Source organism: Bradyrhizobium sp. 4 (assembly GCF_023100905.1).
GTDB lineage: Bacteria > Pseudomonadota > Alphaproteobacteria > Rhizobiales > Xanthobacteraceae > Bradyrhizobium.
The window spans coordinates 305,504-319,679 of the sequence record NZ_CP064686.1; the positions used below are offsets into that span (position 1 = coordinate 305,504).

The 14,176-nt window shown below is 59.6% G+C and carries 15 protein-coding genes and 1 tRNA gene; 12 read left to right on the forward strand and 4 right to left on the reverse strand.

Annotation, left to right across the window (positions count from 1 at the left end):
* Positions 1–3 precede the first annotated feature (3 nt).
* The gene (gene otsB / locus IVB45_RS01435; protein WP_247363139.1) at positions 4–825 is read left to right on the forward strand and encodes a trehalose-phosphatase; all 822 of its coding nucleotides are present in this window, start codon (positions 4–6) and stop codon (positions 823–825) included.
* Positions 826–1,063: 238 nt separating this feature from the next.
* Positions 1,064–2,527 carry a trehalose-6-phosphate synthase gene (locus IVB45_RS01440; RefSeq protein ID WP_247363137.1) on the forward strand — a complete coding sequence of 488 codons (1,464 nt, stop codon included), beginning with the start codon at positions 1,064–1,066 and terminating at the stop codon, positions 2,525–2,527.
* Between the two features lie 52 nt (positions 2,528–2,579).
* Here IVB45_RS01440 and IVB45_RS01445 read toward each other — a convergent pair whose 3' ends face one another.
* On the reverse strand, positions 2,580–2,921 hold the full coding sequence (locus IVB45_RS01445) for a hypothetical protein (RefSeq protein ID WP_027568038.1): 342 nt from the start codon (positions 2,919–2,921) through the stop codon (positions 2,580–2,582).
* 196 nt (positions 2,922–3,117) lie between these two features.
* On the opposite strand from IVB45_RS01445, the gene IVB45_RS01450 reads away from it, so the two are divergent.
* The 10 genes from IVB45_RS01450 (at position 3,118) to IVB45_RS01495 (ending at position 11,801) form a co-directional block, all read left to right on the forward strand.
* A tRNA-Ser gene (locus IVB45_RS01450) sits at positions 3,118–3,207 on the forward strand.
* 140 nt (positions 3,208–3,347) lie between these two features.
* Positions 3,348–4,694 (forward strand): site-specific integrase, encoded by a 1,347-nt coding sequence (locus tag IVB45_RS01455; protein ID WP_247363135.1) that lies wholly within the window; start codon positions 3,348–3,350, stop codon positions 4,692–4,694.
* 418 nt (positions 4,695–5,112) lie between these two features.
* Complete coding sequence (locus IVB45_RS01460) at positions 5,113–5,355, forward strand: AlpA family phage regulatory protein (RefSeq protein WP_247363133.1); 243 nt, start codon at positions 5,113–5,115, stop codon at positions 5,353–5,355.
* Between the two features lie 239 nt (positions 5,356–5,594).
* On the forward strand, positions 5,595–6,602 hold the full coding sequence (locus IVB45_RS01465) for a hypothetical protein (protein ID WP_247363131.1): 1,008 nt from the start codon (positions 5,595–5,597) through the stop codon (positions 6,600–6,602).
* Positions 6,603–7,025: 423 nt separating this feature from the next.
* The gene (locus IVB45_RS01470; protein WP_247363130.1) at positions 7,026–7,541 is read left to right on the forward strand and encodes a hypothetical protein; all 516 of its coding nucleotides are present in this window, start codon (positions 7,026–7,028) and stop codon (positions 7,539–7,541) included.
* Positions 7,541–8,038 carry an NUMOD3 domain-containing DNA-binding protein gene (locus IVB45_RS01475; protein ID WP_247363129.1) on the forward strand — a complete coding sequence of 166 codons (498 nt, stop codon included), beginning with the start codon at positions 7,541–7,543 and terminating at the stop codon, positions 8,036–8,038. The genes IVB45_RS01470 and IVB45_RS01475 overlap by 1 nt, the downstream gene beginning before the upstream one ends.
* Positions 8,035–9,615: a hypothetical protein gene (locus tag IVB45_RS01480; protein WP_247363128.1), complete on the forward strand. Its 1,581-nt coding sequence runs from the start codon at positions 8,035–8,037 to the stop codon at positions 9,613–9,615. Before IVB45_RS01475 ends, IVB45_RS01480 begins: the two co-directional genes overlap by 4 nt.
* Positions 9,612–9,950 carry a hypothetical protein gene (locus tag IVB45_RS01485; protein WP_247363127.1) on the forward strand — a complete coding sequence of 113 codons (339 nt, stop codon included), beginning with the start codon at positions 9,612–9,614 and terminating at the stop codon, positions 9,948–9,950. The genes IVB45_RS01480 and IVB45_RS01485 overlap by 4 nt, the downstream gene beginning before the upstream one ends.
* A gap of 1 nt (position 9,951) precedes the next feature.
* Positions 9,952–10,791 (forward strand): hypothetical protein, encoded by an 840-nt coding sequence (locus IVB45_RS01490; protein ID WP_247363126.1) that lies wholly within the window; start codon positions 9,952–9,954, stop codon positions 10,789–10,791.
* A 602-nt stretch (positions 10,792–11,393) separates the two neighbouring features.
* Positions 11,394–11,801 (forward strand): hypothetical protein, encoded by a 408-nt coding sequence (locus IVB45_RS01495; RefSeq protein WP_247807542.1) that lies wholly within the window; start codon positions 11,394–11,396, stop codon positions 11,799–11,801.
* Here the strand turns inward: IVB45_RS01495 and IVB45_RS01500 are convergent.
* From IVB45_RS01500 to IVB45_RS01510, 3 genes are all read right to left on the reverse strand, one after another.
* Positions 11,791–12,354 carry a Swt1 family HEPN domain-containing protein gene (locus tag IVB45_RS01500; RefSeq protein WP_247363124.1) on the reverse strand — a complete coding sequence of 188 codons (564 nt, stop codon included), beginning with the start codon at positions 12,352–12,354 and terminating at the stop codon, positions 11,791–11,793. The genes IVB45_RS01495 and IVB45_RS01500 overlap by 11 nt on opposite strands.
* Positions 12,351–12,977: a DUF5343 domain-containing protein gene (locus tag IVB45_RS01505; RefSeq protein WP_247363123.1), complete on the reverse strand. Its 627-nt coding sequence runs from the start codon at positions 12,975–12,977 to the stop codon at positions 12,351–12,353. Before IVB45_RS01505 ends, IVB45_RS01500 begins: the two co-directional genes overlap by 4 nt.
* Positions 12,978–13,120: 143 nt before the next feature.
* Entirely contained in the window at positions 13,121–14,152 is a 1,032-nt protein-coding gene (locus IVB45_RS01510; RefSeq protein ID WP_247363121.1) for an AAA family ATPase, read from the reverse strand.
* Positions 14,153–14,176 lie beyond the last annotated feature (24 nt).

Genomic DNA, 14,176 nt, shown 5'->3' on the forward strand with positions numbered 1-14,176 from the left:
ACTATGAAATCGGAACTGGCTGAATTGGATCAAAAGCGCGCCATGGTCGACGATGAAGCGCCCGATGCGGTGCCGGTGCCTCACGCACTCGTACCGCATCTCAATGAAACAGCGATCCTGCTCGACATCGACGGTACGCTGCTCGACCTGATGCCGACGCCGCGCGAGGTGTGGGTGCCGCCAGGCCTGTCGGAAACACTGAACCGGTTGACGGAGCGCACGTCGGGCGCGCTGGCGATGGTCAGCGGCCGTTCGCTCAACGACATCGACCTGATCTTCGCGCCCGATGTCTTTCGCGCCGTCGCCGGCCACGGCGCGGAAATGCGGCTTTCCATTGACAATGAAGCCGATGCCATCAGTGCGCCGCCGCTGGACAAGGAGTTGAAGCGGCGGCTCGCGGCGGTTGCCAAGCTCAGTCCCGGCATTCTGCTCGAAGACAAGGGCTATTCGCTGGCGCTGCATTACCGCCTTGCGCCGCATGCGGAGAAGGCGATCTATGAATCCGTTTCGCTGATCCGCGCCGACCTGCCCAACGCGCCGATCGAGGTGCTGCCCGGCAAGTTCGTTTGCGAGATCAAGCATTCCGGTTTCACCAAGGCGACCGGCGTGCGCGAGTTGATGAAGCACGAGCCTTTCAAGGGGCGCCGTCCGATCTTCATCGGCGACGACGTCACCGACGAGACCGTGTTCGCGATCATGCCCGACATGAACGGGCTCGCCTTCTCGGTCGGCCGCCGCGCCATGGGTGTCAACGGGCACTTCGACGCGCCGAACGACGTGCGCGCGTTCCTCGCGCGGCTGCTCGACGACTCAAGGTTGGAATAAGGCACGGACATCTCGGAGCCACATATCGCGCGCGTAACTCCCCAGCGCGTCGGCTTCATGCTGCGCCTGCCACGGTTCCAAAGCCGACTTTGTGTAGCGAAATCGTCGGGTTGCCTTGAGGTAAACCGGTTCCAACGCGCGCGCCCGATTTTGGTTTCAATTGGTGCAAAGGATGATCAGGAACCATATTGATGAACGGCAGTTAAATGGGGTGGAATGAAACAGGAGGGGACGACCTGTGAACTTAGTCGTCGTTTCGAATCGCGTCGCGCGCGGCAAGCCCAACGAGCCCATGACGGGCGGTCTCGCGGCGGCGTTATTGCCTGTCGTGGAACATTCGGGCGCGATCTGGGTGGGTTCCTCGGGCCGTGTGCGTGACGGTCATCAAAAGGAGCCGTTCGCCGAGATCGAAGCACTGGGTTCTGGCGCGATCGCGACGCTGGATCTGCCGGCGGCGCACTATGGCGGCTATTACGAAGGCTTTGCCAATTCGGCGCTATGGCCGGCGCTGCACTCGCGCAGCGATCTGATCCGCGTCTCGCGTGACGACTATGTCAGCTATCGCGAGGTCAACGCCTTCATGGCGCGCGCCTTGATGCGTTTCCGGAAAGCACAAACCGCGTTCTGGGTGCAGGATTACCATTTCCTCGCGCTCGGCGCGGAGCTGCGCGACCTCGGTGTCGACGACCCGATCGGCTTCTTCCTCCATACGCCGTGGCCCGTCGCGGCGGTGATGCAAGGCGTACCCAATCATCGCGAGCTGATCACGGCGATGTTGGCCTACGATCTGATCGGCTTCCAGACCCATGACGATTGCCAGAATTTTCTCGGCTATGTCGCGGGCGAACTCGGCCTCGCCGTCGAAGACGGCGTTGCGATCTCGCAGCATGGCCGAACGCGCTGCGAGGTCTTCCCGATCGGCATCGATGCCGAGAAGTTCGCGCAATACGCAGCGAAATCGGCGTCGCATCCGGATGTGTCGCGGCTGCGCCGCAGCCTCAACGGTGAGCGGCTCGCGATCGGCGTCGACCGGCTCGACTATTCCAAGGGCCTCGTCAACCGCATCAGCGCGTTCGATCGGCTCTGGACCGAACATCCGCAGTTTGCGCGCAGCATCTCGCTGCTGCAGATCGCAAATCCCTCGCGCGGGGCCATCGAAGCCTATGGCAATCTGCAGAACGAGGTCGCGCGGCTCGTGTCCGACGTCAACGGCCGCCACGGCGAGGCCGACTGGACACCGATCCGCTATCTCAACAAGGGCTTTAGCCAAGCCGTGCTCGCGGGTCTCTACCGCACCGCGCAGATCGGCGTGGTGACGCCGCTGCATGACGGCATGAACCTTGTCGCCAAGGAATACGTCGCCGCGCAAAATCCCGCCGATCCCGGCGTGCTGGTGCTGTCGAAATTCGCCGGCGCGGCCAACGAACTCGACGCCGCCCTGCTGGTCAATCCGCACGACATCGACGGCATGGCGCGCGCGATCGCGGTCGCGGCCGCGATGCCGCTCACCGAGCGCAAGATGCGCTGGGATGCGATGATGAAGAAGCTGCGCGGCCACACCATCCAGCAATGGTCGGCGGATTTCGTCGCTGAGCTGGAGAAGTGCCGGACGGAGAAGGCTGCAGTAGCGCCGCTCGCAGCACAGCCGCCGCAAGCGCTGCGCTGGCTCAAGTCGGCGATATCAGGCGTGCGGTTGATCTAGTCTCCTTCTCCCCGTTCCTTACGGGGGGAGGGCAGGGCCGAAGACGAGAGCCTCAATAGCAATACGACACGCCTTCCAGAATCGCGCACTGCCGCTTGTTCGGCGCGTTCGGATCGTCCAGCGGCACCATGCCCTTGCCCTGGCCGACGAACACGCCGGGCCCGACATGCACCGAGCTCTTGTTGCCGATGATGACGCTTTGATGCGGCGTCGCGCTCGAGCGCGTGCCGTCCGGCCAGAGGATGGCATCGCCCGAAAGCATCCCGCGCCGTCCGTCGTCACAGCTGACATCGCCCCCTTGTCGGGTGCAGACCTGTGCGGCGGCCGGTCCGGAAAAGGCGGCGCCAACGGCCGAAACCAGGCTCAGCGCGGCGATGGTGTTGCGGATGGTCATGCTGCCCCCGGACGTGTTTGACGGTCTTGAGTGAATCGTCGCGCCAAACCCGCCGCCGGTTCAGCCCGCGGGCGGTTCCGAGCGGTGTGATGGCGCCTGATATTGTCTATTAAATACAACATCTTAGGGAAAAATCACCCGATTTCCCCGCCATCCCTTGCAAAATCATCGGCGCCCCTTCAAGAGAGTGCGCTCCGGAGAGATGGCCGAGTGGCTTAAGGCGCACGCTTGGAAAGCGTGTGTGCGGGAAACCGTACCGTGGGTTCGAATCCCACTCTCTCCGCCATCAGCCCTACAATTTAGGCTGTGTTAAGGGGCTGCCGCCGCCGGCCCATGTCTTGGCCCTTGTCAAAACTAAATCGGCCCATTTACTTCGGTTGATGGCCGCCCGGTCCACGACCTATCGAATGGCGTAGGAGATACGCCATGGCTGCAATCAATAAACTTAGTCCCACCGGCCTTCAGCGCGGGTACATGGACCTCATCATCAAGGGTGAGAGAAAAGAAGTCATATTCGAGCCAGGCAAGCGATATGCGGACGGGGGCAACCTCTGGCTCCAGCTCAAGTCGAAAAAGAGCGGGTCCTGGCTTTTTCAATATAAGCGGCCGGGAGAGAAGTACGATCGGCAGATGGGCCTTGGAGCCTATCCGGCGGTATCGCTAGCGGAAGCTCGGAGAAGGGCCGCTGCGGCTCGCGCGCAATTGTCAGGCGGCAAAGACCCGATCGAGGCGAAGCGTCAATCGGCTAAGGCGATAGCTGTTGAAGAGCGCGCCGCAGAAATTGAAGCGTCCGCGACTGCGGCGAGAATTGTAACCTTCCGGCAAGCGGCCGCAGATTTCATCAAGCGAAAAGAAGCCGGATGGCGAAACGCCAAGCATGCCGACCAATGGGCAAATACGCTGGCGACTTATGCTTACCCGGTTATCGGCGGTCTGGCAGTGTCCGATATCGAGACCGCGCACGTCGTCAAAATCTTGGAACCCATCTGGACGAAAAAGCCTGAGACCGCTTCCAGGGTTCGGGGGCGCATCGAAAAGGTGCTCTCCGCCGCGCGAGTATTCGGCCATCGGAGCGGCGACAATCCGGCTGCTTGGAAAGGCCATCTGGAAGAAATTCTCGCCAAGCCGAGCAAAGTGCGCAGGCAGCGGCACCAGCCCTCCATGCCATATGGAGAAGCTCCAGCCTTCTTCGACACACTGGCTTCAAAGAAGGGCATCACCTTCCGAGCTTTGGAGGTGTTAATTTTGACGGCCGCTCGGACCAATGAGATCATTGGCATGTCCGATGCGGAACTCGACTTGGATAAAAAGCTTTGGACCATTCCCGGCGCGCGGATGAAGAATGGCCAAGATCATGAAGTACCGCTCTGTGACCGCGTTGTCGAAATATTGGCGGCTCTGCCGCGCGAAGGCGGCAACCCTTACCTATTCATCGGCCAGCAGTCGGGTCGGCATCTCTGCAATATGGCCATGCTGAAAGCCATGAAAGGTCTTGCGCCGTCCTATGTCCCGCATGGCTTCCGCTCGACCTTTAACGTTTGGGCAAGCGAAAAGACCGATGCTGATCCTTTCGTTATCGAGGCCTCGCTCGCCCACACGATCCGCAATAAGAGCATGGCAGCTTATAAGCGCACGACGATGCTGGAGAAGCGTCGGAAGCTGATGGATCAATGGCAGGCATTTTTGTACCGAGATTATCATGGTAAAGAAAATTCCGGAGCTAGACGAGGAGGACGCGGCGCTCTTTTGTCAGATACTTGCGCTTTGGGATGAGCTGACAGAAAAGGGACGCCGCGCGCTAAAACCAACGCTTAAGCTCCAGAAGGGCGTTCTCCCAACCGACAAGGGCCGCTCAGAAGACTCATACCACGTGGCTTGCCGGCGCGCGGCTCTAGCCGTCTTGAAGAAGAGGCGGATTTACCGCGATGACACGTCTGGCCAATCGAGGCCAAGCATTGGCGCCTTCACTGCCGGCGCCATCAACGAGGAAATCAACAAATCGGATCTACTCCGGCAGCGAGCTGCGAGCGATACCGAGGGCAAGGTTTACGATGCAATAGCGCGGCAAGTCATAAGCGATCCGGTCCGCCGATATCCGCCGGGCTTTTTTAAATCACCCGATTTAGATTGCTAAGAAGTCACTGATCGATCTGCAACGATGCTCCGCGATCAACAATGCGGAGCATCGATCATGAACGAGCGACCTATCGCTTTCCTTCGCCGGCCAGAAGTCCTGCGACGTACCGGTCTCGGCAAGACCACCATTAGGCAGATGATGCTGGCCAAGACTTTTCCTAAAGCGGTTCAGCTGTCGGAGAAATGCGTCGGCTGGCGCGAGGATCTTGTCGAAGAATGGCTGAGAGCGAAGGATGAGGGGAGGGCGATCACTTTCGATCCTCAGGAACGCAAGCTGCTGAAAGGGGGGGGCGCGTGATTGGCGCGGCCGGTTGCTTCACGACAAAGAAAAATGCCAGCTTGAATGGAGAGGGGCGCATCGACCACCGAGATGCGCCCCAATCACTTGCGATAGCCGCTCCGCCAAGAGCGCTTCGCCGCTGACAGCATGAAAGGGATGCTGCCGTGTCCAAAGCTTGCCATAGCGCGCTCGATGGCGCTACCCGTGCCTCAGATCGGCAGCCGACGCGCCGCGCCGTCCGTCAGAGACGGGCGTCTATGCCCCTTCCGCAGCCAAGCGCCCCGGAAGATGCCCCCTTCGTCGCGACACCCCTCGACGGCCTCGGCAAGCCGCTGCAAGCGATCCCCTATTGCGATGTCATCCGGGGATGGCTGCCCGATCCGCTCCAGCCGGCCGAACTCACGCATCTTCAGGGCCTATGCACCGGCAAGCTCGACCACAAGAACCGCAAGCCCCGCTTCCGCCGCGATAACCGTCCACACCTCGAATATCAGCAGGCGCTCATTGTCAGGCAGCCGACGCGCGCGGCGCTCGACTATCTTACCGAGCGCAGATTTATGCTCAACTACAGCGAATTCGCGCTGGACCGCTTTTATGGCTCGATGGATGGCCTCCGCGATGCGCTGCAATTCGTCCTCGCCCATGCGCTTATCAAGAACCGAGGTGATCAGCGGGTCAGGGTCTGCTTCGGCCTGAAAGGCTTCACGCTCTATACCGGCGAGCGCGACACCCCGCACTTGAGCGTCACTTATGCGGATAAGAAGTCCAAGGTTGCCAAATCAGCAATCCCGCCACTTCATGATGAGCGCCGCACCAAAGGCGCCAGAGCACATCAGCGTAGGCAGCTCGGACTCATGCCGGACCCGACCACATTCTGGAGAGAGAACCAGCGCTTCTGCTATGTGGCCGACGTTGAAGGGCTCGGTCGCGCCTATAACAACGCAATGGATGGCGACAATTCCCTCCCAAGGAAGTCGCGAAGAAAACCGCTGATCAAGAAGATCACCGATCGCATCAGCATGAACATCGACCTGCGGATGGGACATCAGCTTATCCGCACAGTCGGCCAATTCCGGCCAGAGCAGCTATTGATGAGTAAAGAAGCGGAAGCGGCCGGCTGCAAGATCGAAGACCTTCCAGGGTATTGGAGCATCCGATCTGTCATCAGCATCCAGAACCTTTATGACAGACTCCATCCAATCATTCCGATGGATCGCTTCATCAGGTCTATGGATGTGGATGGTAATTCTGATCTGGCATGCTAGATCAGGGTGGCGGCGCGGACTCTATTTCCTTAGTCGCTTAATCCCTTAGCACCTTGAGCAACGCAAAAGTAGGTCGTCCGAGCTTCACCGGCACATAGTCAGCCGCATGGATGCGGATCATCGCGAGCGAAAACTCAAATCCAGAGAGATCATCAGAGTCTCGCGCCCAGAAGGGTCTCGCTCGCATTGAAGCGATAGAGCAGGCTCAAGAGGCTGCATTGGATGCTCGAAAGCTGGCCCATGTCGATAACGAAAACCCCCAATTTTGTCAGGGAAGCGGACAAATCGAAGCGGCTGAAAAGAGAAGCGATTTGCTCGATTGCTGTAACTATGGCGGAGATCATCTCCGCTTAAGCACTTCGAATAGATCGCTTTTTGCAAGCGGGTTGCATCGGAGCATCTAAGCGACTTAGCCATAGACCCATGCCGCTGGCCCATGTCGAAGCAGAGCGGGCGAGGTTCGAAATGGCAAGGCGAATAAGAGCGAGTCAGAAGATATTCGACAGCGGCAGCTCGGATGGTCGACACTCATCGCGCATTAGCACGGGCCGCGATCTTCTGCCGAATGAAGATGGACGATCGCGATGGGCGCGCTTGCTCAAGGCAACCTATCGAGCGCTGATCCAGCATTGCGGCGGGGACGATGCCGTGACTGATCCGCAGCGCATCGCATGCCGACGCATCGGCGCGCTGGAGGCCGAACTCATCCATATGGAAGATCGCCTCGCGCGATTGCGGCGCTCGCGGAAAGAGCCGCCTCAGTCACTCTTGCAGAGCTATGCATCTCTGACGGCCCAGCAGCTTCGCCTCAGCAGGGAGATCGGATGGGGACGCCATGCGAAGACGCTCAATGATGGGCCGGCCGACCTCCAAAGCTATCTGGCGCAAAGAGCCAATCGAAATCGCAGCGTCATCCTCGATCATGAGGAATCCGAGTGATGCCGGCGAAGATCATTCATCGCATTAGGCCAGGGTATCCGAGCTTCTTGACGCAGGCGCGGCTTCGAAAGCTGAGAGCGGACTTTTGCAGCCAGCGATCGGCAGCCGCGAGCCGGGGCATCGGCTTCGCTTTGACCTTCAGCGACTGGCTCGCTGTCTGGATTGCGAGTGGCAAGCTTCTGAAACGCGGGCGTCATCGCGGCCAATATGTCATGGCTCGCATGGGAGACCGCGGGCCTTATGCGATCGACAATGTGGAGATCATTCCCCATGCTGAGAATGTCCGGCAATTCCACGTCGGCAAGATCGTGTCACTGGAGACCTGCCGGCGCATTTCCGCCGCGAAGCTTGGCAAGCCTAAATCAGCAGAGCATCGGGCTAAGCTATCCGCCGCGCTCCGGGGTCGGACCTTATCGCGGGAGCACAGCGCCAAAATCGGTGCTGCCAATCGGGTCGCTTGGACGCATCGCCGCGCTCAAATGGAGGCGCGTCCATGATCGTGCGCATCCGTCCCGCCTCAATCACCCGACATCGAGCCAAAGAGCGGCAGACGAGCCCGTCAGCCGGGCGCAATGGCATCTCAATCCTCGATGCCGTCCGAGATGCGCGGCTCTTCTGGCCTTGGTTCTCCAAGAAGCCGGAGAGCTGGGGGGCTTGGCTGACCTTCTTGGCGGCCCTCTTTGCCGTGCAGATGACGCCGGATCAGCTAAAGCTCTTTCAGCGGTGTACGGGCCGCAAGAAGCCACCGACTTCGGTCGCTCGATATGCCTATCTGATCTGCGGGCGAAGAGCCGGAAAGTCCTTTGTGCTGGCGCTTGTCGCGACTTTCCTAGCCTGCTTCTTCGACTATCGGCCGTATTTGGCTCCGGGCGAGCGCTGCACCGTTATGATCGTCGCCTCTGATCGACGGCAGGCACGGACGATTCTCCGCTATATCCGGGCGCTCCTGAAGGAGGTCCCGCTGCTTGCCTGCATGATTGAGCGCGAGACGGCTGAGGGCTTCGATCTCGATAACCGGGTGACGATTGAAATTTCGACAGCATCGATGAAATCGGTGCGCGGCTATACCGTCGTCGCCGCTCTTCTGGATGAAGCCGCCTTCTTCACCACTGATGAGGGATCGGCATCGCCGGACGCTGAGATCGTCAAGGCGATCAAGCCCGCGATGTCCACCATCCCGAACGCCATGCTGCTCGTCGCTTCATCGCCTTATGCGAAGCGCGGAGTGCTTTACGAAGCCTATCGGGATCATTTCGGGAAGGAGGGCGACCCCACGCTCGTGTGGCAAGCTGATACCCGGACGATGAACCCGAGTGTGCCGCAATCGGAGATCGACGAAGCCTATGCCGCCGACCCGGCATCAGCATCGGCTGAATTCGGCGCAGTGTTCCGAAATGACATCGAGAGCTACATTTCACTGGATACCGTCCTCGCCTGCGTATCTGACGGCATCTTTGAGCGGCCGGCCGAAAGAGGCTTCACCTATTCTGCATTCCTCGATCCGGCCGGCGGCTCGGGGCAGGACAGCTATACGCTGGCAATTGGACACCTCGATGCTGCGACCGGCATGGCGATTGTCGATTGCATCCGCGAAGCCAAGCCACCCTTTAGTCCCGAGGAGACGACTGCGACCTTCGCGGCGACGCTCAAGAGCTATGGCATCCGAAAAGTGATTGGCGACCGCTTCGCCGGAGAATGGGTGCGCGAACCCTTGCGCAAGCATGGCATCAGTTACGACCCGAGCGCCAAAGCCAAGAGCGACCTCTATCGGGACGTGCTGCCGCTGATCAATAGCCGCAAGATCGACTTTCTCCATCACAAGCGCATGGTGCAGCAATTCGTCGGGCTGGAGATGCGGACCTCTCGCGCCGGCAAGCCATCAATCGATCACGCGCCCAACCAGCACGACGATGTCAGCAATGCTGTCGCCGGCTTGATCGCGAACATCGGCGGCAAGCGCTATCGATACCGAAGCGATTTAGACTGGGTCGGCGGGGATGACTTGGACGACAACGCAACCTTCCGCGTCGGAAGGCTGCAAAGATATCTTTTCAGCGGAGGACTACTGCGATGAACTACGAAGCTTTCGACAGAGACGGCAAGCCGATCACCAATGGCAATTTACCAGATGGCGGCCGTATCCGGGTGACCGCCATGCTCATGGATGCCGCGCCCTCACCATTGCAAGCCATGCACCGGCCGGGCTTCGTCCAGCTTTCGGACGAACACGCGGAAGCGCGCGAGACGGCGCTGGCAGATCGCGACAGACGGCTATCAGAGGCTTGGAAGCAGCCGGCTCCTATCCAAGCGCCACCGGCCGCGAAAATCGCGCCGACGACGCCGGCAGCCGGTGCTGACGCGGGCCATGCGGCGCGCATCCACCGTCTAGAGAATGCCTGGAGGTCGTGACATGGCGCAAATACCGACAATGGCACAGATACGGCTGGATCGGATCGAGACCAGAGCCATGGAGGCCCACGACGCGGTGGCCTCTGTCGCCCGGCGAGCGTCCGATCTATCGAAGGCGCTCGGGACAGCTCCTGCTTCGGATATCCGATCTATCGAAGGGGAGATCGCGCGCCTGCAGGGCCGCCTGGCCGAGCTGCAAGAGCGCCATCGCCATTTGGCCAACCTGACCGCCAACGTCCGATATTGGATGGCAGGTGCCGCCGGCGACTATGAGATGGCCAAGATGCCGAAGCCGACGCGGCAAAAAGGGGAGACCTTAGGACAGGCGGTCGCCAGGGTGCGTGTCCAGATCAGGGAGCTGGCCGCGCAGCGTGTCCGTATCATGCAATGCAGCCTGCCGATTGCCGAGCTGAAAGAGCAGGCGTCAGCCTTCGTCCGAGCGCAGCAAGAGCGCGGGAAGCCGAGCCTTTCCTTCGGCCACGACCGGAACTTTGCCGCGACCTTCAACGCAATGAGCGATGGCGCATGGGCGGCCCAGCAGGATGTTGCAGCGTACCTTGCTTGGATCGACGGCGCGGCATTGGAAAGGCGGCTCCATGAGATGCTCGATAAGGTGCCGAAGCCGGCGCTGATGATGTCGTCTGCGGAGCGAGCCTCCAAGCTGGCTGCGATCGAGGCCGAGCTGCTGGCGAGCGAACGCGACGAGGAAAGCTTGATCGAAGCCAGCGAGGAAGAGGGCCCTGTGATCCAGCGACGACTCGATGCCGACCCGCGCGCAGTCCTTGGGATCGCCCTCGCTTCAGTGAAGCGCGTAAAGGCTGAGCGGATCAGGGCCGCTTGAGCGAATTCCCTTCCGAAGGCGAAAGCCACGGTCCACGGAAGGGATCTGTCCCGGCCGCTTTCTTCACTTTCACGGCCGGGCCGTCCAGTGCGCAGGTGACGGCAAGAACAGCGCACAGCCTGGGGCCTGTCCCTTTCGCCAGGCGCGGCAGGCAAGCGAGCCGCCGCTCCCTTGTCCGGCGTCCGGCGGCGGCTCGCTACTTTTAGCCTGGAGGTCGGCTTTAGCCTCGCAAGCAGACATGCCAATGTCACGGACGCATGTCGGATGAGGGCCAAGGGCGGACGTCCACTCCCTTCAGGGCAGGAGGTTTTCTCGCAGGGCCACCAGCTCTGCCCGGTCCATCGCCGCTTTGGCACGAGCAAGGCGAAGGAGTTGACGTTGTTCTGTCAGAGCAAGGAGAAGCGCGCGGGCGTGGTCACGCAATCTGCGACTGTCCTCCCGCGCAACCCGGCACTCGGCAAATATAGAATCGTCCATTGCGGCATTGGGGACCAGCGGGCCGGTTCCTGCATTTAGCTAGTTTAAAGAACACGGCCGCCCCAAAGCGGACGATCGAAGCCGAGCGACTCGACTCTGCGTTCATGTTATGTTCTAATTCGCTCATGGGCAAAGAGCGGATGGCAGGCTGGCGAATGTACTCAAGGAAGCAGATCGATAGGCTGGCTAACACCGCTCAGCCGCAGCGCAAGCTGTCGGCGCCCGGTCCGGCCCCCTCTGCCCCAATCCCCGATGACCTATGGCAATCGCTGCTGGACGACCCGCGCGCGGCCGGCAAGCCCAAGCAGCCAATCCATCAATGCCGCCTAGCCGACATTAAGCAGCATGTGCTTCGCGTCGAGTGCCGACGCTGCTCTCGGACCGTCGAGATGCAGAAGCTAGATGCCGTCCGCTTCTATGGAGCAGACGCGATCTGGAAGATCGTCAGCCAGCGCTTGCTGGATCAGACCTGCACCAATCGCACCGGCCGGCACGAGGAAGATGGCTGCTGGCCAAGCTGGATTAAGGCGTGACGACCCTAAACCAGTCGCGCATCGTCTGCTTAATTCTCTCAATTTCTTCGCTGGAGATGGTGCTCATGTGGCAGATGGTATTCCGCAAATGCACCAGAATTCGCGCTTCTTGAATGAGCCCTTTGTCTCGGACCGCTTCGTCGAACCCTTCCTTCCAGTTGACGTCAATCACGCGCAGCAATTGAGGCAAGGTCATCAGCGAAGACTTGTCCCGAGAACCAAGCGCCATCCAGCTTTTTACTTCCTCGGCTTCCTCTAGCTTGGTGACTTCCGTCTGGACATCCGGCGGCACCTTGTCCCACCAGTTCTGATTTTCTTTCGATAGTACCTCCACGATTATTTCTCGGAGATAGCTCTCGAATACAAAGAAAAGTTTATACCCGATGGCGGCATCCATGGCGCGCCTGACGTTTTCGGGCACCATTTCAGCGAGATCGTATTCGCTCGAGAGCAGCAGCGTCTCCTTAGGCACTACATCTTCGATCTGGGCGACTGTCTTTTCGGCGGCTTGACCCAGCATGATGAACAGCGCGGCCGTCGCGTCATTGCTCATACGAAGGTCTTCCGGATCGCATTGAATATGTTCAGGTAGGTCTCTTCCGTGCCATTCGATGGAAGCTGGACTTGAATTACATATTGAAATTCCGTCCGCAGGCCCTTGGGCGCAGCTCTGCGTCCTCCATTACCTTGGGCCTCATCTTCTGCGTCTGCATCCTCTTGCGCTTTCTCGTTTTCCACCACCTTCGTGACGCTCTCGCCCTCGAAGTCACCCTGATTGACTAGGGCCGAAAAGGTCGCCGAAATCCGAGAAGTCATGTCGTCATCGCTGCCAGCGACTTGCGCAACTAAGCTCTTGAGCTTGTCACCGGACAGCTTATTGGCTTTCTCGTCCGCATTAAAAAGCGGAGCATAGGCAATCCGTATTCCGTCTGCGATTGCGGCTTTCGCCTTATCCCCTTTGAGTAGAGCATAAGGCGGCGTTGGAGTGTTCGATTGATCTAGAAGGCCCAGATTGCGCATAAGCGGGATTAGCTGTCGATCATTGGTGCTTGACAGCCCGATAGTGGTCTTCAAAAAATCATGTGTGAATTTGGGAGGGATTTTTGCGGAAGCGATCTTGTTGAATAGCGCGGCGACATTCCGGTTGCTGGCAAGGTACGGTAGGGACGCGGGCATGGGGTCTCCCCTTGATTATCAGGGAACAACCTACCATGGTTCCCCTGCTTATATCCGAAAGCGTGTGATTTATCCCCATCTCGCCCACAGGGATGCGCCGCTTCAGATGCAATTGGTTGAGTTGGGGAGAGCTGACTTGCCGGTCACAAGCCGCCTGGCCTCTCGATTTGCCACCACCAGATACCCCTTAGCCGCTTAGCTACCACGCCGGCCTCTCGCTTCGCCGCCTTGAAGGTCGCGAATGAAATTCCGATGTCTTCTGCAGCGGCCTCGACGTCCTTCGACGACATTGCACCTTCAGCAAGCCATTTTTGCAAGAAGAGCACTGCTTGCTGCTGCTTAGTTACGTGGGCGCTCTTGCCCGCGAGCACTGCCTCCAGGTCGACTTCCTCATAATCTCCTTCCCAGTCGACCACCGGCTGTCCGGAATAACTGCCGATCTCGAAGGCGACAGCTTTACGCTCAGGCCAAAGATTCGCTTTCTCCATCATCAAAAAGCGTCGCCCGGTGACGGCGCTTTTGCCCACCATAATGACCGATCTGGAAATATTGACGAGGCCGACGCTTCCTAGAATTCGCTGGCGGGGCTTCTTAGAGCCGTCCTTGATGAGATGGAGGATATTGACCCACGCAAATCCATACTTGCTGGCTAATTGAGCGATCGGACCGAGCAAGCGCCGGACCTGATCTTCTTTGTAGAGACTGATGTCGCCTGCGAAGTCTGTAATCGGATCAGCCAGCACCGCCCGCACGTCGCCGAGCTGGCAGATGATGCGTTCGAGGTCTACCAAGGTGTTATCCAATCTCCCGAGCAGCTCGACTCCTTGGTCTTTTCGAGAGCCGCGTCGCTCGACCACGACCATATGGACATGGTCCATGTCCGCTCCGGCGGCCTCGAGGCGCGGGCGTATCATGTATCCCGGATCATCTTCCTTGCAGAGGATCACTATCGACCCTGGCTGGTGTAGCAGCTCCGGCTCGTCGCCAATTCTCGGCATTGGATCGCCCGTCGTCAGGCGAGCCAGGATGTCATAGACAGCGGTGGTCTTACCGACCTCTCCATCGCCCGCGACCGTCGTTATGAAGCTGAAGGGAATGAAAGGCCTCCAGAGCCATCTGATCTCGCGCCGCCCAAATTCGGTGAGAGCCTTCGGCTGCCAAGCTGCATCGATCATTTGGACCTCCTGCATGAAAGGCAG

Coding starts and splice junctions, on each gene's coding strand:
- otsB (WP_247363139.1), top strand. CDS start 4: ATGAAATCGGAACTGGCTGAATTGGATCAAAAGCGCGCCATGGTCGAC.
- IVB45_RS01445 (WP_027568038.1), bottom strand. CDS start 2,921: ATGACCATCCGCAACACCATCGCCGCGCTGAGCCTGGTTTCGGCCGTT.
- IVB45_RS01455 (WP_247363135.1), top strand. CDS start 3,348: ATGGCTGCAATCAATAAACTTAGTCCCACCGGCCTTCAGCGCGGGTAC.
- IVB45_RS01460 (WP_247363133.1), top strand. CDS start 5,113: ATGAACGAGCGACCTATCGCTTTCCTTCGCCGGCCAGAAGTCCTGCGA.
- IVB45_RS01465 (WP_247363131.1), top strand. CDS start 5,595: ATGCCCCTTCCGCAGCCAAGCGCCCCGGAAGATGCCCCCTTCGTCGCG.
- IVB45_RS01470 (WP_247363130.1), top strand. CDS start 7,026: ATGCCGCTGGCCCATGTCGAAGCAGAGCGGGCGAGGTTCGAAATGGCA.
- IVB45_RS01475 (WP_247363129.1), top strand. CDS start 7,541: ATGCCGGCGAAGATCATTCATCGCATTAGGCCAGGGTATCCGAGCTTC.
- IVB45_RS01480 (WP_247363128.1), top strand. CDS start 8,035: ATGATCGTGCGCATCCGTCCCGCCTCAATCACCCGACATCGAGCCAAA.
- IVB45_RS01485 (WP_247363127.1), top strand. CDS start 9,612: ATGAACTACGAAGCTTTCGACAGAGACGGCAAGCCGATCACCAATGGC.
- IVB45_RS01490 (WP_247363126.1), top strand. CDS start 9,952: ATGGCGCAAATACCGACAATGGCACAGATACGGCTGGATCGGATCGAG.
- IVB45_RS01495 (WP_247807542.1), top strand. CDS start 11,394: ATGGGCAAAGAGCGGATGGCAGGCTGGCGAATGTACTCAAGGAAGCAG.
- IVB45_RS01500 (WP_247363124.1), bottom strand. CDS start 12,354: ATGAGCAATGACGCGACGGCCGCGCTGTTCATCATGCTGGGTCAAGCC.
- IVB45_RS01505 (WP_247363123.1), bottom strand. CDS start 12,977: ATGCCCGCGTCCCTACCGTACCTTGCCAGCAACCGGAATGTCGCCGCG.
- IVB45_RS01510 (WP_247363121.1), bottom strand. CDS start 14,152: ATGATCGATGCAGCTTGGCAGCCGAAGGCTCTCACCGAATTTGGGCGG.